Genomic DNA, 18,714 nt, shown 5'->3' with positions numbered 1-18,714 from the left:
ATATGAAAGGGCGTGTTAGCAATTTGTATATGATCAACGGTAGTTTGTTTATTATTTTAGGGGTTATTTGTTATTTAATTGTACGTGGAATATTAATTGGTACCAAAAATAAAAAACATGTGATTTGGTGGAAAGAAATAATAAGTTTTTTATTCGTGGTCTACATTTGTATGGTTGTTGCAGTAACTTTATTCCCTTTACCAATTGGTTTTCCTTCTAATGTTGAAAATCTGAATCGCTCGGTCAATATAATACCATTTGCATCAATTATTAAAGACATCAATCAAATTGGTAGTGCTTATGATGGGGATGCCCTGTTTATGATTGGTCTAATTGTAAGAAATGTAGGCGGGAATATTTTATTATTAATGCCTTTAGGATTTTCAGCACCAATCTTATGGGATAAATATACGAAATTCAAAAATAATATTTTATTAGGATTTGCTATATCAGTTAGTATTGAATTGCTACAATTAATTGAGTCTTTATTTAGTGGAGTGGGACGTATTACTGATATTGATGATGTGATCTGTAATGTTATAGGTTCTATTGTTGGATATTGTATTTATAATATCTTTTTAAAAGCTATTAATAAATTTAACATTCGATTGTTGGGTAAAACTAATTCTAAAGGTGTGGAATTAGTTGATAAATAGGAGTTTAAACGAGTTATTAAAAGCGTACGAGTAAAAAGTACGTCTTTTTATTTTTATAAATAATGCTTAAGGCTGATGAGAACTCACATTTTCCATCTTACACTTGAAAGTAGCTATTGTATTTCAATTATGGAATGAAAAGAGGAGAATATAATCTTTAAAGATAAACAAGTTTATAGGAGGATTCTAAATGGATATTTTACTTGTTGTTCTTATTATTGTTTTGATGCAAAGTAAAGAACGAAAAGTGAAAATAAACCGTATTTGGCTCATTCCGGCTTTGTTGTGCTTTGTAACAGTTCAGTCCATTATTCGTATGGGACAAATAACTTTGCTGCAAGGACTACTGTTTTTTGTAATGCTTGGAATTGGCTTAGGTATTGGAATTATACGGGGGAAAGCTTTAACATTTCGATTAGATAGTGAAACGGGTCATGTACTACGGAAAGGAAATTGGGTAAGTACAATAATTCTTCTTGTTATTTTAGGAGCAAAAATTATTATTAAACAAAGTATGTTTTCTGGTAGCACGCACCAGACACTAATGGTTGTAACAAATGCCTTTTTATGTATTACATTAGGCACCGTAATTAGTAGACGTTATTATATTTGGAAAAAATATAATGAATTAACACAAAAAGCGTAAATACATGCATCCCTTGTTTAACATTGTTGCGAACGGTAATACTAAATAACATTGAACTTTTACAACAAGGGATGATAATATGATATACATTTACACAGACTTCGGCGGTACACATACAACATCACTAGCTGCAGCATATCATTTAAATAAATTACCAACGGATCGTAAGTTAACAAAAGAAGAAATTTTGAATGTAGATTACTTTAATAAATTGAAAACAGAAGATATGGGAAAAATTATTTTTCATGGAATAGACGAAAACGGTCATCCTGTATATACGATTGGATGTGGCGCATCAAAAGTTGTTGTACCAGCGATGAAGCATTTAGGAGAAATCTTGCAAAAACATTATCAAAGTCATGAAAAAATTATTTTTTCTAATACATCACCAACCGTACCTTTACCAATGACTTTTGGTGGTCTGTTTTCTAGAAGGTTCCATATCGATTTTATTGGCGTACCGTTACTCGTATGGGGAGCAAAAATTTGCTGTGATAATATACAAAGGCTTGTTAGTTATACAAAAGAGGCAGGAAGATTAACGAATGATTATGTTGTAATTTTAGATAATGAAACTTTTAAATAGTATATGAATAAGAAGAAAATCGAGCAAATTCCTTGATTTTCTTTTTTATTTGTGGAATAGACAAGAAATAGTCACATTTAATATACATCTACTATAGCCAAAATAATAAAGTCCTGTTACTATTACAGGGATATTCTCTTTTTATAACATAAATATATAGAAAAATTAGAAAAGAGGAATTGAATTAAGGGAGGAACAACATGAAGCGTGTTGCTTGGATTACTGATAGTACAACTGCGAATTTTAAAACAGAAGGAGATAACTTTGTTATCCCAATCGAAGTTATTATTGATGGAACTTCGTACAAAGATTGTGAAGAAGGTGTACGTGAACGGGTTTATAATGCGTTAAACGAAGGTAAAACAGTCACTACTTCACAACCTAATATTGGGGAAATGGTAGAGTTGTTTACAAAATGCAAAGAAGAATATGAAGAAGGATTTGCAGTTGCTATTAGCGGAAAAGTAAGTGGAACCTATCAAAATATGAAGTTAGCTGCAGAAATGGCAGGTTTTCCATTAACTGTATTAGACAGTGAAACAACAAGTTATCCAATGGATGAATTAATTAGAAAAGCGAAATCGTTATACAATGATGGTATGACTTTACAAGATATACACAAAACATTAGTAGATGAAAAAAGAAGACCTTTTCATGTATTCCCAAAGAGTTTAAAAGGTTTATATGCGAGTGGTCGTGTAAAGGGTATTCAATTTTTACTTGGAAGTTTATTAAGTGTGAACTTAATACTAGAAGTAAAAGGTGGAGAGCTTTTACTTGAAAAGAAAGTTCGTAAAATCCAAAAATGTCGAGAATATATTAAAAATGAACTTGAAAAAGAATTACCAAAAGTACTTCATATGTTCCATGCTAACGATAAAGCTGGAGCGGAAGAATGGATTGCAGATATTAAACAAGCATTCCCCGAAATGGATTTCAAATTATATCCATTACCAATTTCATTTGCGGTTCATGCAGGTGAGGGAACAATAGCAATTAGTTATTAAAGTAAAACCCGTGAATCATTCACGGGTTTTTTCAGAGTGTTGGGAAAGACCTTATATACTATAAGGTCTTTTGTACCTCTTAAAATGACTTGAATAGCGTTTATTTGAGGTCATTAGGTAGTTAGAGATTGATGACTATCTTTAACGAAAAAAGTTGAAGTCATATTTTTAAATGCTAATAAATCAGAATATTCTACCTTTTATTTCTACAGTTACAATCTATTTACATATAAGATTATTAGGATTATATTGACAATGAAAGAGAAAACAATAGATGGAAGGGGATGTTTTTTATGTTTAAAAAAGCAGCACTAGGGATTTCATCGTTAGCAATCACAGCGTTCGTCGGATTAGGGATGGCAACAGAAGCTTCAGCTGGACCAGCAGCACCACTTACTTCACTAAACGTCGTACAAGTAGAGTCTGAGCTGGGCGGAGTAGAAACAATTAACCAAAACAGCTTTAGCACAACACGTAACCACGGGGGAAAATACTTATATATTACAACGAAAGAGATGGGATACGGTCAAAATCCGTTTACTAAAATGAATGGTTCTAATGTAAAAAGTATTGGATCCACAATAATCGGCGGAAAACCAATCGTTGGCTGGTATTACAAATGGGATGCGTCTGGACATCAACAAGGAACATTTGAATACCAAAAAACATCTATAAACGCGCCATTTAATACAATGCGTACGTCAATTTATATCCAATAATTTTTGAAAACGTTCGCACATATAGAATAGTTAAAAAGGTACTTCTAGGAGTACCTTTTTTTGATTTGAATCACGTTCATCTATATTTACAATTCCGATTCCATAGCAAGAACACTTCCCATAAAACAAAATCCTTAACGTCTATAAAATTTATATGAACGCGTAATACAAGTCCGCTACAGTTAAAGTACGTAACTTTACATATTTCAACTCAATGAAAAAGGAAGAAACTGCAGTACTTACGCCGCAGTTTTAAATTCATCCATGAACTCACAGTTTTTAGATATATAGACATAAACGTACTACCTGCTACTCTTTTTTAAATTCAAGATTAAAAAAGAGTAGCTAAACTTATATAAGCTTAGCTTAATGGGTATGTGGCGAAACTTTAAAATTAATTACATCTTTTTCATAGCATAAATAATTTTGTATAGGCAGATGAAAGGATTTTTTAAAATAATAAAGAAGTATGTATAAACAAATATATAAATGGTAGTGATTAGGATGAAAATCAGTAAGTTTGCAGAAGTAAATAATGTAAGTGTAGATACGATTAGACATTATATGGACCTCGGACTCGTTATTCCCGAGAAAAAAGGAAGTCACTATTTTTTTGACGAGTATTGTCAAAAGGATATAGAACTTATATTAGAGTACAAATGGCTAGGGTTTAGCTTGTATGAAATTAAAGAACTGTTTCTTTATAAAAATTTAGGGAAATCCTTAGACTATGAAAAGGATAATTTTTATCAATCTTTATTTAAAGTAAAATATGAAAAGATTGAACAAGAAATAAAAACTTTAGAGGAACGAAAATGCAAATTAAAGGAAGCGTTACATAATTTATCTATAGAAACTGAAATTTCGAGTTCAATTTTAGGGGTAGATTTAAAAGTACTTCATTTATTTAAATGTGTTAAGTGTAACGGAAATTTAATTCTTGAAGATGGCATTATTAATAAGAATCAAATTATTGAGGGAAAGTTAATTTGTAATTGTGGTGAAGAATACACGATTATTTCAGGGGTTTTAACAGCTGGCAACTCAGTGAAAGCGTATGAAAAGAAATCACTTGAAGATTCTATTTCGGATTATATTCATGAAACTGATACTGCTTTTTTGGAAAATGTTCAAAGAGGAGGAGAATGGGCGAAAAAGAAACTAATGCAATTAGATTTAAATGAAAAAATACTACTTGATTTAGGGTCTGGTATTGGGTTCTTTTTACGAAATATTTATGAAGAACTACCGGAAGAGTGTTTATATATTGCTGTTGATCGAGATTTGAATAAACTTTTACTTTTAAAAGATGTAATTGAGAGAAGAAATGTGAAAAGAAATATTGTATTTATCTGTGCCGACTTTCTAAACATACCTATTCAGAATAATTCTGTTGATATTGTAATCGATCAATCAGGTACAAGTAATTATAGTTTTGAATATGAGGAGTTCTTATTGTGTGAATTAAATTCCCTTTTTAAACACAATTGTTATTTATTAAGTTCATTTATTTTATTTAATAAATTTAGTATAAATAGCCAAATTGCACCTAGACTCAGAGAGAATTTTACATCTGCAAAAGTAACAAAAGAAATCGAAAATTTACAGTTTCAATCTATTGATGAAAGTACTTCAAATTATTTGATACGAGGGGGAAGGTACGAGGATTTCTTTGTTCAAGGAGAAGAAATTTATACATATTCATTTTTCGGAAAAAGATGGGGTTAACCCCATCTTTTATTTATTTTCCCTTAAAACTTTTCAAATAGTACATATTGCTATTGGGTTGACCCAAGAACTTACAATGTACGTAACACAAAGTTAGGCAGGGGGAAAAGTGATGGGAAGTTTACGATTACATATAGAAAATAAAAAAAGCAATCAAGAATTAAGAAATATTAGTTTATATTCAATTGCAAAAACAGTATCACTATTTGGTAGCTCTATTTATAGTTTTGCATTAGGATTGTATGTTTTACAAATAACCGGATCTGCGTTAAATTTTGCAATTTCGCTCATATTAGGAACGATTCCAATGATTGTTATGAATCCATTTGCCGGTGTCATTGCTGATAAGGTTGATAAAAAGAAACTGGTTATTTGTATGGATTTACTAAGCGGATTATTATTAATAACTGTTTATATATTAAGCAGCTATTATGGATTAAACTTATTCATCATTTATACTACTACCTTTCTTATGACAGTATTTACAACGTTTTTTGGAATAGGATTAGAGGCCGTAAAACCGAATATGGTTACTAAAGAACGGTTAATGAGTATTAATTCTATAAGTAAAATTATCGATTCTATATCTTTAATTTTAGGGCCTATGTTAGGGGGCATTGTTTTTGCAGTCTTTGATATGAAAACTTTTATAATTATTAACGGTATTTCATTTATCCTTTCGGCTATATCCATATTGTTTATAAACTTTAAATTGTGCGAGCAAAACATAAATGAGGAATGTTCAATTAGAGAAATTAATTTTATTGAAGATATAAAGGAGGGATACTCTTACTTATTGGAGCGGAAAAGCTTAAAAAATACTTTTAGTATTTTAATTTCACTTAATTTCTTTTTAGGCTTTGCTGTAACTGTTCCGTTGCCATACATTATTAACACAGTTCTCAATCTTAGTTCTAAGCAATTTGGTATGATTCAAGGGACTTTTCCGATAGGTATGATAGTTGGTGCAATATTAGTAAAAAAGATAACTGATTGTTTTTCTTATTCTTATCTATTGAAAAAAATAAGTTTTATGTTGGCAATTTTTATGATAGTTTCAGGAATACCTGTTTTATTTAAATCTATTGTAGTAAATAATTTGGTATATGTTACTACGTATTGCATGATTATGTTCTTTTTAGGGTTTATGATAGCACAAATTGATATTCCTTTAATGTATTTCATGCAAAATGAGATTCCTGAAGAATATAGAGGAAGAGTTCTTAGTATTGGATTAAGCTTAGGTAAAATAATGCAGCCAATAGCACTTGCAATATCAGGACTATTATTAAATTTCATTCCAGCCTACACGCTTCCCATTGCAGGGGGGATTGTATTTTTTACTTTGAATAAAATTTTAACAAATAAGTTAAATTTAGAAATTCATTCAAAAGATTATAGTGTTTAACGTAACTTAAAAAGCGCAGGATCAGCATCCTGCGCTTTTCTATCGTAATTCAGCTGTTTTTCTAATAACAATTTTATCAATATCATCTTCTTCATCACCAATAAATAATCCTCGTTCTTTTAAATACGCTTCAAAATATAAATCAGCTTCAGCGCGTTCATCATATGGCTTTACAGAGAGAACGAAACCTAATTTGTTTTGTTCTTCTAAATGAGAAGTGGAGATGTAAGCCGGTACATTATGGCGTAAAAAGAGTTCTTTAACCGGAATAATCATATCTTTCATTAATTTCGTTAGCATACCCATTTCAAACTCGAAATTAAAGCGATCTATACTAGACAAATCAGCGAATACTACACCGATAAAACCTGTATTAAATACTTCTTGATATTCTACATCTTCGTCATGGTCGCCGTAAAAATTCTTTTCGATTAAATAATTTACAAAATAAGCAACGCCATCACTTTGTTCAAATGGTTTCGTTGAAAGAACAAAACCAATTTTCTTTTGTTTATGTAAATACACACATGACATGTATGCTGAAATGTTATGTTCTTTAAATAAAGCACTTGTTGCTCCAGAGAGACCATCTAATACGTGATGAACAATTTGAAGTTTTTTACGAGCGAAATAATAGGATTTCTTTTGTAACTCCAATGTATCAATAAAGACAGAGCCGATAAAGCCTGTATTTGAAATAATAGGTGCTTGCTTTTTTCTTCCTCTGCGCTTTAATGGAGCCATTGTTAAAATCATCCCTTCATGTACGTTTAAAATAAAAAGAACATTTGTTCGCATGTTTATATTTTACTATTAAAACGCTATAAAGTAAAGGGTTTTTGATGAAAATATAACAAAAAAGACACCTTATAAAAGGTGCCTTAAACGCTGTAAGGAATAGGGTTTATCCTAACTATTTATATTATGATACAGAAACAATCTCTTCTGTATCTTCTACATCTAAATGACAGTCCATAGTACGAACATCTTGATCTTCATGACTTCCGAAATAAATAGTAATTTTCATATGTATCGCTCCTTTATTCTAGGAATACCTAAAATAATTACTAGTAATGTTAATATTTATTATATACCACTTTTTTCATTCCGACAACGTTATATCATTTTTAATTATTTTAAACTATAGAGCACAATTTAAAGAAGTACTTTTTATAGAAAAAGGTAAATTTCTAATATGTTATATTTAATATAGAAGGATTCGAGTAGTACTTTTTATGAAAAGGAGAACTATTGATGAATTATAAACAATTACTAATAGATAACTTTGTGTTTAAAACTTCATATGTTGCGCAATTTGTGCCCGGAATGAGTGTAAAAGAAACGAAAGATTATATTTCTGTTGATTGCGGATTACCTGCCGATACATTCAATGTTATTACTCTACTAAATAATAATTTAACGGAAGGGATTGAGAAATTATATAAGGAGGTATTCTACTATAATCAAAAAAAATTTCCAATGAGTATTTGGTTATGGGATGAGGAGCAAGAGCGAGATATAAAAAGCGAGTTAATTAAAATCGGTTTAAAAGAAGCGGAACAGAATATTGCGATGGTAGCAGACTTAGAAACAATTTCTCCACCAATAAACATGCCAGTAAGTTTTACAATTCAAGAAGCATCTTCATCTGGAAAAATAAAAAAATTTGGAGAAACATTAGCTAATCTATTCGGCACATCAGAAGAAGGTATACATGTACAAGCATTCTATAATCAAATTTCTAATCTTGATTTATGGAACAGTGAGAATATGAAACTATTTTTAGGATTTTATGAAGGTGAAGTCGTAACTGTTGGTTCATTGATATGTTCAAAAGATAGTATTGGTATTTATGACATAGCAACTAAAGAAGAAATGAGAGGACGAGGATTCGGATCTACTATGTTCAATTTCCTTCTGCAAGAAGCACAAAAATTTAAAAATACTTATTGTGTATTACAAGCTTCACACGATGGAATCAATATTTATAAAAAATCGGGATTTCAAGCTATCGGTAAAATGACTGTATTGGAAAATCGACATTTAATTGAGTAAATCATTCTAGTTAAATCGTCTTTATATAGGAGCTTATAAATCGTTATGAAAAAGATATATCTTGTTACAATAATTTGTGCCTTTATAGTAATAAGTATCTTTGTTTTTCAGAAAATAAATGAACATAAGTATACTAAAGCTATTAATCAATCAAATCATATAAAAAATATCGCACATAGAGGTGCTTCTGCGTACGCACCTGAACATACAATAGCAGCATATAAATTAGGACAACAAATGAATGGAGATTATATAGAAATTGACCTCCAAATGACAAAAGATGGACATTTAGTGGCTATGCATGACGAAACCTTAAATCGTACAACAAATGGTACTGGGCTAGTGAAAGAGCATACATTAGAAGAAATAAAGCAACTAAATGCAGGTTCTTTTTTTAATGAAAAATATCCGAACTTAGCAAAGAAAGAATTTGAAAATGCTAAAGTCCCAACATTAAAAGAAATTATTGAAACGTTTGGGCATAACGCGAACTATTATATCGAAACAAAATCACCTGATGAATATTTAGGAATGGAAGAAAAATTATTAGAAATTATTAATTACTACGAAATACAGGATAAAGTTATTATTCAATCGTTTAGTGAAGAAAGTCTACAAAAGATTCATAGCTTAAATAGTAATATATCCATAGTACAATTATTACCTTATAAAAAAGCAGTTCAATTAACAAAATTAGAGATAGAAAAGTATAAAATGTACTGCATAGGTCTTGGTATGAATTACAAATATATCGATTCAGATTATGTAAAGAAAATAAAGAAAAGTGGATTAGAAGTTCATCCATTTACAGTAGATAATGAAAATGATATGAAAAAGTTACTTGCATGGGGAGTCGACGGGATGTTTACCAATTATCCAGATCATTTACATTCAATATTGGATTTGAAAAATCATGAATAAGTAGTGTTATTCATAAAGGGAAAATTTACACAACCTGTATACTAGGATTATCAATGCAAGAAGGCATGTATCATATCAAAAGAAAATACCAAAAACCGCAACTGGAAGACCTAGGTTGTGGTTTTTTATTGCTTTGATTTCAGTTTACAAAGTTTGAAGCTAGAAGTGAAAACCTTTTTAGATGAATTGGCTTCTTATGTATTTGTACTTCATATCGTTCTAGGTATATGTACAACCCATGAGACGAATTTTGCATATGATAATAGAAAAGGAGATGTTGCATATTGAAATATCACAATAGAAATGTAAGTAATCTGAATAAATTAGCGGATAATACGAAAGCTGCCGCTTTTAAGTGGTATCAGTACTGCATTGACAATGGTATTGAAGTGTTAATTTACGAAACAATCCGTACGGTCGAGCGACAACGTGAATATGTTCGTAAAGGAGCATCGCAAACGATGCGCTCATATCACTTAGTAGGACAAGCATTAGATTTTGTTCCAATTCAGTCGAATGGTACAGAAGATTGGAATAGCTATAATAAAGAACCGTGGGCATCAGCAATTCGTTATGCTAAACAAATTGGCTTTGAATGGGGCGGTGACTGGAAAGGATTTGTGGATAGTCCGCATTTGCAATATAACTACAAAGGGTATGGAACGGATACTTTTGGAAAAGGTTCTCAAAACGTAGCGACTCCTCCTCCAACGAATGATGGTGTAGGGGTAGCTTATATTAACGGTAGCAATGTAAATTTACGAAAAGGACCTGGTACTGGATATGGTGTTATTCGCCAATTAGGGAAAGGAGAGTCCTACAAAGTATTTGGGCAATCAAATGGCTGGTTAAATTTAGGTGGCGATCAGTGGATTTATAACGATCCATCATATATTCGTTATACGGGAGGAAATGTACCCGCAACTTCACAATCATCAAACGATGGTGTAGGCGTAGTTACTATAATAGCGGATGTATTGCGTGTTCGTACCGGACCAGGAACAAATTACGGTATTGTGAAAAATGTGTACCAAGGTGCAAAATATCAATCGTTTGGATATAAAGATGGTTGGTATAATGTTGGTGGAAATCAATGGGTTTCTGGTGAATATGTTACATTTGTAAAGTAAAAATAAGAGCCGTCCTGTTGGGCGGCATTTTATTATAGATGTTCATAGGACGAGTGCTCATAATATCATTCGTAATATATAGAGTATAATTTTTCATTCTAATAATCAGAAAGTAATCAAAATGTAATTAATTTTAACTACGCTTTTTATATTTTTTTGATACACTGGCTACGAGGGGGATACCAATTAATGTGGGTAAAAACCAAAACCATATTGGCGGAAGTAAATTTATAATGGGAATATGGATGCCGACATTTACTAAAAGTGCGGTGACTGCACCTATATAAGAACCTAACATACCTCTAATGTGGTGATGGAGCCAATTTTTCCAACGTTTTTTTCGTGCGAGGTATCCATAAATTGCAAATGAATAAGAGAAGATTGCTACATAAAATAAATATGCGATTTTATCCCAGTTGATAATGGATAATATTATTGCCGTAAGGGTAATGACAACATAGGATGCATGATATATCTCGCCCCATTCAGTATGTTTTCCTTTCTTCTTTTGAGCAACCATCGCTACAATACCAGTGATTAAGCATATTGTTCCAAATAGTATGTGTATGGTTAAAAGAATGTTAAAAATGCTCATAATAATTCCTCCTTTTTTATTTTTATAGTATTGCAGTATAGGAGAAAAGTTGAAACATATTGTTTGTTGGCCTTAATATATTGAAATAAAGGTAATCCTAGAACAAATTTAAACGGACAAATTTTTCTTGATTTTAGTGAGCCACGTATTACGTGAAATGAAGGAGAGACTTCCATGTTTACATCTATTACATATTTACAATCAGGGAATGACAAACAACAAAAGGTATATGATGTTTTAAATAAACTAAACATAATGGAGGATTTAGCTTTGTATAGTCCCGTTCTTTGCGGGACAATCCCTATAAGAATTGATACTCTCCAATCTGACTTAGATATAGTAATGGAAGTACATAACTTTGATGTTTTTGAGCAGGAAATGAGATCTTTATATGGTTCTTATAGAGGGTTCAATATAAAAAAGAAAAAAATGAAAGGTACTGAATCGATAAAGGTAAATTTTGAATTCGAAGGTTTTGAATTTGAATTATTTGCTCAGCCTAAGCCAGTGCGTAACCAAAATGCATATAGACATATGATAGTAGAGCACATGCTATTAATGCAGCATCCACATATAAGGGAAGAAATTCTTCGCTTGAAAGAGAACGGTATAAAAACAGAACCTGCTTTTGCTCAAGTATTAAACATTGAAGGAGATCCTTATGAAGGACTTATTGTGTTGGGGCAGGAAATGCGGTTGTGGTAAATAAGATACATAAAAACTCCTCTATAGAAAAAGAGGAGTTTTTATTATGCCATTAGCTTACGGATTAATTCACTCAGCAATTTAACCCCGTGAGTCATTTGTTCTGGAGAAGCATATCCATATGATAAACGAATGTACGGTTCTGATTCTTCTTCATAAATACGTCCTGGATTTAAAAGAATTCCCTTTGATAGTGCCTCTGAAAATAATTTCTTCATCGGAATGCTAGGTACAACCTTAAGCCATATAAAGAATCCGCCGTTAGGAATATCCCAAGTGGCAATATCTGCACAATACTTATTTAAAGCCCGTATCATGATTTGTCTTCGTTCTTTTAGTTGAATTCTTACGTTTGCAACATGTTCTTCATAAAAACCTTTTTTTATCCATTCAGCAGCAACTCTTTGGGATAACGAACTCGATCCATAGTCTGTTTGCATTTTTATATCTGACAATCTTTCAATAACTGGTTCAGGTCCAATAATCCATCCAATTCTAAGTCCTGGGCTAAGTGTTTTAGATAGACTACCAACATATAATACATGTCCATGTTTATCTATTGATTTTAAAGGAGCTGGAGGGGGTTCATCAATCCATAACTCACGATAAATATCATCTTCAATAATAGGTAACTGTTCCTTTTCACATATCTTTATTATTTCTTTTCTTCGTTCTTGAGACATTAATATCCCAGTTGGGTTTTGAAAACTAGGAATAGAATATAAAATGTTTTTCTTTTGACTGTATTTAATGCGTTTTAATAATTCGTTAGGTAAAATACCGTGATGATCCATAGCTATACCAGATAAATTTATATTTGCTGATTGAAATACATGAAGTGAATATAAGTAAGAAGGTTGTTCAAGTAAAACAGTTGATTCTCTATGCAAAAGACCAATTGATATTAATTGCAATGCTTGTAATGCACCAGAGACGATTAATATAGAACCCGGTGATACATGTATTCCGAATGATTTTACGTAGTTACTTATTGCCTCACGTAACGGTAAAAAACCTTTTTGTTCTTCGTATCCGAAATAATCTAATTCGTCACTTACGTTTTTCATAATGGACTGCATCGTTTTTAGCGGGAAAATTTGAGGTGCAAGTTCACCTTTACTAAGATGGATAAGTGTTTTATTTGCTTCTGCTTCATTTATTTCTCGTACCATTAACTTGCTAGGTTTATGAATACCAGCTTTTACATATTCACTCCAATCAGGCGGGGGATTCGTCGCTAATAATGACCATGTATTATTTGTTACAACTGTTCCTGCTCCGATTTTCCCTTGAATTAAGCCATCTGCCATAAGTTCATCGAGCGCAGTTATTACAGTACTTCGATTTACATGAAATAATTTTGCTAACTGCCTTTGACTAGGGATCTTACTTCCGATCGGCCATTCTCCGTTTTCGATTTTTTCTTTCATATAATCTACTATCTGCCGATATTTAGGCAGTTTTTTATTCGTTGTCATAAAAAAACTCCCTCGTTCAATTTAAAAATGCCAAGTGGTTGGTTTTTACGATAAATAACTGGTTGAAGACATTGTATCAACTATTAAATATGATGAAAAGAAATAATTGGTAATTTAAAAATGGTTGGTTTATTAGAAAGGGAGAGAAAACATGCATAATAAAAAATGGGATTTACGCATTATATATGCACACGCGTTTACGATTCTTATATGGGGAACTGCTTTTCCGGCAATTCGTATGGGGCTTGAATCTTATACACCTGAGCATCTTACTTTACTACGCTTATTAATCGCTTCATTTATACTTCTGTTGTTTTCTTTTATCTACAAGTTACGGCTACCGGATTTAAAGGATATCCCAGCAATTTTTATGTTCGGTGCTTTAGGATTCACTTTTTATCACATTGCATTAAACTACGGCGAAAAAACAGTAAATGCTGGTTCTGCAAGTTTAATTGTTTCGGTCACACCTATAGTAACGGCAATTCTTGCTTCTATATTTTTAAACGAAAAAATGAAATTAAATGGTTGGATCGGTGGTGTAATTAGTTTTATAGGAATTGCTCTCATATCATTTAGTCAAGGAGATGCTATTCAATTGAATAGTGGGGGATTATTTATATTATTAGCAGCGATTTCAGAAAGCCTATATTTTGTTTTTCAAACTTCTTACTTAAAAAAGTACGGCTTCTTACCATTTACCATATATACAATTTTATCTAGTACTGTATGTATGCTTATTTTCTTACCGGGAATGTATCAAGAAATACTAGCAGCTCCTCTTGAAGTGAATGTGAGTGTTTTATATTTAGGCTTATTTCCAACAGTACTCCCATATATCGCATTGGCCTATATCATATCTCATGCTGGTGCTGCTGAGGCAACAAGCTCTCTATATTTAACCCCAGTAACTGCATGTTTTATTGCTTGGTTATGGTTAGGAGAAGTGCCAACTTTAGTTTCGATAATTGGCGGAGGGATTACTATACTTGGTATCGTGATTGCTCATATACCAGTATTAAGAAAAGAAAAACATAGGAATTTAGCAAATAATCAATCCGTATAACGTAATTCAATAATAATTTTATGATACTTTTTCATATAGTTTCTTTCTTATGTTGATAAATATAATATTTTGTATTTCAGTTAAATATTGTATGTTACATTTTATGTAGTAAGCATTTTAAAAGGAGATGACAACATAATGAATGGAAAAAGAAATATTTTCACATGTATTTCTATTATAGGAATCGGTCTAGCTAGTTTTTCTAGTTTTAGTTTCGCAGCAAATGTAACGGACAATTCAGTACAAAATTCTATTCCCGTAGTTAATCAACAAGTAGCTGCTGCAAAGGAAATGAAACCATTTCCCCAGCAAGTTAATTATGCAGGTGTTATAAAACCTACTCATGTTACACAGGAAAGTTTAAATGCTTCTGTAAGAAGTTACTACGATAATTGGAAAAAGAAATATTTGAAAAATGATTTATCTTCTTTACCTGGTGGTTATTACGTAAAAGGAGAGATTACGGGTGATGCGGATGGGTTTAAGCCACTTGGAACTTCAGAAGGTCAAGGGTATGGGATGATAATTACAGTATTAATGGCTGGTTACGATTCGAATGCCCAAAAAATCTATGATGGTTTATTTAAAACAGCAAGAACTTTTAAAAGCTCTCAAAATCCTAATTTAATGGGATGGGTTGTCGCAGATAGTAAAAAAGCACAAGGTCATTTTGATTCTGCTACTGATGGGGATTTAGATATTGCGTATTCTCTTCTTCTTGCTCATAAGCAGTGGGGATCAAATGGAACAGTTAATTATTTAAAAGAAGCACAAGACATGATTACAAAAGGTATTAAAGCTAGTAATGTTACAAATAATAGCCGACTAAATTTAGGAGATTGGGATTCTAAAAATTCACTTGATACGAGGCCATCTGATTGGATGATGTCACACCTTAGAGCATTTTATGAATTTACAGGTGATAAAACTTGGCTTACTGTTATTAATAATTTGTACGATGTTTATACGCAATTTAGTAATAAGTACTCTCCAAATACAGGACTTATTTCAGATTTCGTTGTAAAAAACCCACCACAACCCGCACCTAAAGACTTCTTAGAGGAGTCAGAATATACAAATGCATATTATTACAATGCTAGTCGGGTACCATTGAGAATTGTAATGGACTATGCGATGTACGGCGAGAAAAGAAGTAAAGTCATTTCTGATAAAGTCTCTTCATGGATTCAAAATAAAACGAATGGAAATCCTTCTAAAATTGTGGATGGTTATCAATTAAATGGATCTAATATTGGTAGTTATTCAACTGCTGTATTTGTTTCACCGTTTATTGCTGCAAGTATAACGAGTAGCAATAATCAAAAGTGGGTAAATAGCGGTTGGGATTGGATGAAGAATAAGAGAGAAAGCTATTTTAGTGATAGTTATAATTTATTAACTATGTTATTTATTACAGGAAATTGGTGGAAACCTGTACCTGATGATAAAAAAATACAAAATCAAATAAATGATGCAATTTATGAAGGATACGATAATTAATTAAATTTGAGAATGGTTACTTAAGAAAGGAATTAGCATACGCTAGTTCCTTTTTAATATTTTGTAAAACATTATCCATTCTAAAATTCGCATAGATATACTTGCTTTTTTCATATACATAGTTATTGATGACTCTATGTTTTTATGAGGGGAGAGTATTTCTTGGAAAAAGTATTATTTTTCGGAGACCCAGGTATTGATGACTCATTTGCCATTATGTATGGTTTACTGCATCCCGAAATTGAAATTGTAGGTATTGTAACTGGATACGGAAATGTTGAGCATATACATGCTGCACATAATGCAGCGTATATTTTACAGTTAGCAAATAGACAAGACATTCCTGTCATTAGTGGTGCAACAAAACCACTTACAGAAGAAATTACTACGTACTACCCTGAAATTCACGGAGCAGAAGGATTAGGGCCCATCCATGTTCCAGAAAGCGTATTATCTATTCCAATATACAATTTTGGTAGTATCGCTGCGATTCTTGTAAAGTACGGAAAAGATTTAACGATTGTTGATGTAGGAAGATCTACCTCGTTAGCAATTGCTTTTAATTTATGGAATGATTTAATGCTAGATGTAAAAGCAATATATTTCATGGGTGGTGTTTTTTTAGAAGTAGGAAACGTTACGCCGTTAGCAGAGGCAAATGTGTATGGAGATCCTATAGCAAGTAAAATTGTTTTCCATCAAGCAAAGAATTTATTAATATTCCCTTTAAATGTAACAAACAAAGCTGTGTTAACACCAAATGTATTTAGCTATATTCAAGCTAATACAAAGAATCCATTTCATATGATAATGAAACCAATGTATGACTACTATTTATCTGCATACCAAAAACTTAATCCATCTATCGAAGGACCTTTGCTACATGATGTGGTTGCAATAAGTGGATTAGTAAATCCAAGTTTTTTTGAATTTGTGCATCGTACAGTAAATGTAGATACATACGGAGATACGAAAGGACAAACATTTGCTGATTTCCGCCCTAGCTCTATACCTGAAGGGGCCCATATAGCATTAGAAATAGATGAACAAAAATTCATTCAAGATTTTATAAAAATCATGTTATAAGTTGTTGTCGAAAAAGGGAATTATTTCAATGCGTTGAATATAAAAATACATCCCTCTAGATAAAGGAGCTTACAATATTGAATGTCCAGTTAAAGGTTGTTACGAGAGAAAATTGGGAAGAAGCATTAAAGCTACAAGTTAAAGAAAATCAGTTGAAATTTGTTCCATCCGTAGCAGTTTCGCTTGCTAAAGTATATATAAAACCAGATGGTGACAATGTAGAGTACATACCATTCGCTATATACGTTGGTGACCTTATGGTTGGTTTTGTAATGCATGCAGTTGTAAGAAAGACATCAGATATGTATTGGATTAACGGATTTATTATTGATCAAAAGCAGCAAGGTAATGGATATGGAAAAGCAGCATTACAAGAAAGTATTAATATAATAAAAAATACTTTTAAATCGTGTAAAGAAATTAGATTAACCGTACATAAAGATAATATCTCTGCAAAGAAACTATATGAACGATACAGTTTCAAATCATTAGAACAGGAGTATGATGGCGAGCAAGTATATCGTTTATTTGTTTAACTATTAGGAAGTAAAGGCGTGAAATGAAATATGCAATTTACTGAAGTGAAAATTGAAGTGTTCATTCCTGAAGAATATATTGAAACATTAAGGGATGAATTAAATAAAATTGGAGCATGTAAAACGGGCGAATATGACCATTGTCTTTCCTATAGTTCAGTGAAAGGATATTGGAGACCGTTAGACGAGGCATCTCCTTTTAATGGAGAAATTGGTCGAATATGCGAAGGGCAAGAATGTAAAGTTGAAATAAAGTGTAAACGAGAACTTGTAAAAGATGCTCTTGAAGTTATTAATGATATTCATCCGTATGAAACACCTATGATTTATATTATACCAATACTAAATGACTATTTTGAGCAACTATACATTGAATAACTAGGAGGAATATCAATTGAAAAGTAAATTTCATCATATTGTACGAGCAGTCATGATAAAAGATGAAAAATTATTAGTTGCTGAATATATTGGCCATCATTATTTTTTACCTGGTGGCCATGTTGAAATTGGAGAATCAGCAGAGAATGCATTAATAAGAGAGTTAAGAGAAGAACTTGGAGTAAACTGTAGTATACAACAATTTTTAGGAGTCATAGAAAATCAATGGCAAGATAAAGAAGTGCTTCATCATGAAATTAACCACATTTTTGAAGTAGAGTCACAAGATTTACATACGGACTTACCACCGAAATCTAGCGAGTCTCATTTAGCATTTCAATGGATAGATTGTAATAAAGAAGCCTTAAATCATTATGAAATCATGCCAATGCCTTTAGTGAAGGAATTACTAGAAAGAAAGTTAAGTGATGAACTACTAAATTGTTGGATTAGTAATTTTTAAATCACTTTATTTATAGTAAATACGTCCATCGAATGAATATAAAGAAAATAG

20 protein-coding genes are annotated in these 18,714 nt (G+C 31.7%); 17 read left to right on the top strand and 3 right to left on the bottom strand.

The window, feature by feature from the left end:
* The first annotated feature begins 23 nt into the window (after nt 1–23).
* From MR160_RS04455 to MR160_RS04425, 7 genes are all read left to right on the top strand, one after another.
* On the top strand, nt 24–656 hold the full coding sequence (locus MR160_RS04455) for a VanZ family protein (protein ID WP_000281840.1): 633 nt from the start codon (nt 24–26) through the stop codon (nt 654–656).
* Nucleotides 657–846: 190 nt separating this feature from the next.
* A complete protein-coding gene (locus MR160_RS04450; RefSeq protein ID WP_000353715.1) occupies nt 847–1,302 on the top strand; it encodes a DUF1453 family protein in 456 nt (151 codons plus the stop codon).
* A gap of 79 nt (nt 1,303–1,381) precedes the next feature.
* Entirely contained in the window at nt 1,382–1,888 is a 507-nt protein-coding gene (locus MR160_RS04445; protein ID WP_000639423.1) for a DUF3189 family protein, read from the top strand.
* Nucleotides 1,889–2,088: 200 nt separating this feature from the next.
* Nucleotides 2,089–2,895 (top strand): DegV family protein, encoded by an 807-nt coding sequence (locus tag MR160_RS04440; RefSeq protein ID WP_000831924.1) that lies wholly within the window; start codon nt 2,089–2,091, stop codon nt 2,893–2,895.
* Between the two features lie 293 nt (nt 2,896–3,188).
* Nucleotides 3,189–3,614: a DUF4879 domain-containing protein gene (locus tag MR160_RS04435; protein ID WP_000472921.1), complete on the top strand. Its 426-nt coding sequence runs from the start codon at nt 3,189–3,191 to the stop codon at nt 3,612–3,614.
* Between the two features lie 504 nt (nt 3,615–4,118).
* Nucleotides 4,119–5,342, top strand: coding sequence for a MerR family transcriptional regulator (locus MR160_RS04430; RefSeq protein ID WP_000703286.1), 1,224 nt, complete (start codon nt 4,119–4,121; stop codon nt 5,340–5,342).
* Nucleotides 5,343–5,454: 112 nt separating this feature from the next.
* A complete protein-coding gene (locus MR160_RS04425; RefSeq protein WP_000535181.1) occupies nt 5,455–6,750 on the top strand; it encodes an MFS transporter in 1,296 nt (431 codons plus the stop codon).
* A gap of 39 nt (nt 6,751–6,789) precedes the next feature.
* Here MR160_RS04425 and MR160_RS04420 read toward each other — a convergent pair whose 3' ends face one another.
* Entirely contained in the window at nt 6,790–7,494 is a 705-nt protein-coding gene (locus MR160_RS04420) for a hypothetical protein (RefSeq protein WP_000035353.1), read from the bottom strand.
* A gap of 510 nt (nt 7,495–8,004) precedes the next feature.
* Between MR160_RS04420 and MR160_RS04415 the strand changes: the two genes are divergently transcribed.
* The 3 genes from MR160_RS04415 to MR160_RS04405 all read left to right on the top strand — a co-directional run bounded on the left by MR160_RS04415 (nt 8,005) and on the right by MR160_RS04405 (nt 10,856).
* Entirely contained in the window at nt 8,005–8,805 is an 801-nt protein-coding gene (locus MR160_RS04415) for a GNAT family N-acetyltransferase (RefSeq protein ID WP_001107084.1), read from the top strand.
* 45 nt (nt 8,806–8,850) lie between these two features.
* A complete protein-coding gene (locus tag MR160_RS04410; protein ID WP_000725654.1) occupies nt 8,851–9,726 on the top strand; it encodes a glycerophosphodiester phosphodiesterase in 876 nt (291 codons plus the stop codon).
* A 284-nt stretch (nt 9,727–10,010) separates the two neighbouring features.
* Nucleotides 10,011–10,856: a M15 family metallopeptidase gene (locus MR160_RS04405; protein WP_000873744.1), complete on the top strand. Its 846-nt coding sequence runs from the start codon at nt 10,011–10,013 to the stop codon at nt 10,854–10,856.
* Nucleotides 10,857–10,989: 133 nt separating this feature from the next.
* Here MR160_RS04405 and MR160_RS04400 read toward each other — a convergent pair whose 3' ends face one another.
* The gene (locus tag MR160_RS04400) at nt 10,990–11,451 is read right to left on the bottom strand and encodes a DUF2306 domain-containing protein (RefSeq protein WP_000021744.1); all 462 of its coding nucleotides are present in this window, start codon (nt 11,449–11,451) and stop codon (nt 10,990–10,992) included.
* A gap of 174 nt (nt 11,452–11,625) precedes the next feature.
* On the opposite strand from MR160_RS04400, the gene MR160_RS04395 reads away from it, so the two are divergent.
* Nucleotides 11,626–12,156: a DUF4269 domain-containing protein gene (locus MR160_RS04395; RefSeq protein ID WP_000495184.1), complete on the top strand. Its 531-nt coding sequence runs from the start codon at nt 11,626–11,628 to the stop codon at nt 12,154–12,156.
* Nucleotides 12,157–12,200: 44 nt separating this feature from the next.
* On the opposite strand, the gene norG is transcribed toward MR160_RS04395, so the two are convergent.
* Complete coding sequence (gene norG, locus MR160_RS04390; RefSeq protein WP_000210495.1) at nt 12,201–13,634, bottom strand: efflux pump transcription regulator NorG; 1,434 nt, start codon at nt 13,632–13,634, stop codon at nt 12,201–12,203.
* 151 nt (nt 13,635–13,785) lie between these two features.
* Here norG and MR160_RS04385 point away from each other — a divergent pair, with 151 nt between their 5' ends.
* The 6 genes from MR160_RS04385 (at nt 13,786) to MR160_RS04360 (ending at nt 18,663) form a co-directional block, all read left to right on the top strand.
* Complete coding sequence (locus tag MR160_RS04385) at nt 13,786–14,700, top strand: DMT family transporter (protein ID WP_000551631.1); 915 nt, start codon at nt 13,786–13,788, stop codon at nt 14,698–14,700.
* Between the two features lie 138 nt (nt 14,701–14,838).
* A complete protein-coding gene (locus MR160_RS04380; RefSeq protein ID WP_001013608.1) occupies nt 14,839–16,200 on the top strand; it encodes a family 8 glycosyl hydrolase in 1,362 nt (453 codons plus the stop codon).
* A gap of 162 nt (nt 16,201–16,362) precedes the next feature.
* A complete protein-coding gene (locus tag MR160_RS04375) occupies nt 16,363–17,286 on the top strand; it encodes a nucleoside hydrolase (protein WP_000416781.1) in 924 nt (307 codons plus the stop codon).
* 77 nt (nt 17,287–17,363) lie between these two features.
* On the top strand, nt 17,364–17,822 hold the full coding sequence (locus MR160_RS04370) for a GNAT family N-acetyltransferase (protein WP_001102680.1): 459 nt from the start codon (nt 17,364–17,366) through the stop codon (nt 17,820–17,822).
* Nucleotides 17,823–17,852: 30 nt separating this feature from the next.
* On the top strand, nt 17,853–18,200 hold the full coding sequence (cutA, locus tag MR160_RS04365) for a divalent cation tolerance protein CutA (protein ID WP_001160789.1): 348 nt from the start codon (nt 17,853–17,855) through the stop codon (nt 18,198–18,200).
* A 16-nt stretch (nt 18,201–18,216) separates the two neighbouring features.
* The gene (locus MR160_RS04360; RefSeq protein WP_000836826.1) at nt 18,217–18,663 is read left to right on the top strand and encodes an NUDIX domain-containing protein; all 447 of its coding nucleotides are present in this window, start codon (nt 18,217–18,219) and stop codon (nt 18,661–18,663) included.
* Nucleotides 18,664–18,714 lie beyond the last annotated feature (51 nt).

This window comes from Bacillus cereus group sp. BfR-BA-01382 (assembly GCF_022663475.1).
Classification (GTDB): domain Bacteria; phylum Bacillota; class Bacilli; order Bacillales; family Bacillaceae_G; genus Bacillus_A; species Bacillus_A thuringiensis_S.
This window is presented reverse-complemented; position numbering and strand designations above follow the sequence as displayed.

Coding starts and splice junctions, on each gene's coding strand:
- MR160_RS04430 (WP_000703286.1), top strand. CDS start 4,119: ATGAAAATCAGTAAGTTTGCAGAAGTAAATAATGTAAGTGTAGATACG.
- MR160_RS04420 (WP_000035353.1), bottom strand. CDS start 7,494: ATGGCTCCATTAAAGCGCAGAGGAAGAAAAAAGCAAGCACCTATTATT.
- MR160_RS04450 (WP_000353715.1), top strand. CDS start 847: ATGGATATTTTACTTGTTGTTCTTATTATTGTTTTGATGCAAAGTAAA.
- norG (WP_000210495.1), bottom strand. CDS start 13,634: ATGACAACGAATAAAAAACTGCCTAAATATCGGCAGATAGTAGATTAT.
- MR160_RS04400 (WP_000021744.1), bottom strand. CDS start 11,451: ATGAGCATTTTTAACATTCTTTTAACCATACACATACTATTTGGAACA.
- MR160_RS04435 (WP_000472921.1), top strand. CDS start 3,189: ATGTTTAAAAAAGCAGCACTAGGGATTTCATCGTTAGCAATCACAGCG.
- cutA (WP_001160789.1), top strand. CDS start 17,853: ATGCAATTTACTGAAGTGAAAATTGAAGTGTTCATTCCTGAAGAATAT.
- MR160_RS04395 (WP_000495184.1), top strand. CDS start 11,626: ATGTTTACATCTATTACATATTTACAATCAGGGAATGACAAACAACAA.
- MR160_RS04415 (WP_001107084.1), top strand. CDS start 8,005: ATGAATTATAAACAATTACTAATAGATAACTTTGTGTTTAAAACTTCA.
- MR160_RS04380 (WP_001013608.1), top strand. CDS start 14,839: ATGAATGGAAAAAGAAATATTTTCACATGTATTTCTATTATAGGAATC.
- MR160_RS04440 (WP_000831924.1), top strand. CDS start 2,089: ATGAAGCGTGTTGCTTGGATTACTGATAGTACAACTGCGAATTTTAAA.
- MR160_RS04385 (WP_000551631.1), top strand. CDS start 13,786: ATGCATAATAAAAAATGGGATTTACGCATTATATATGCACACGCGTTT.
- MR160_RS04410 (WP_000725654.1), top strand. CDS start 8,851: ATGAAAAAGATATATCTTGTTACAATAATTTGTGCCTTTATAGTAATA.
- MR160_RS04425 (WP_000535181.1), top strand. CDS start 5,455: ATGGGAAGTTTACGATTACATATAGAAAATAAAAAAAGCAATCAAGAA.
- MR160_RS04445 (WP_000639423.1), top strand. CDS start 1,382: ATGATATACATTTACACAGACTTCGGCGGTACACATACAACATCACTA.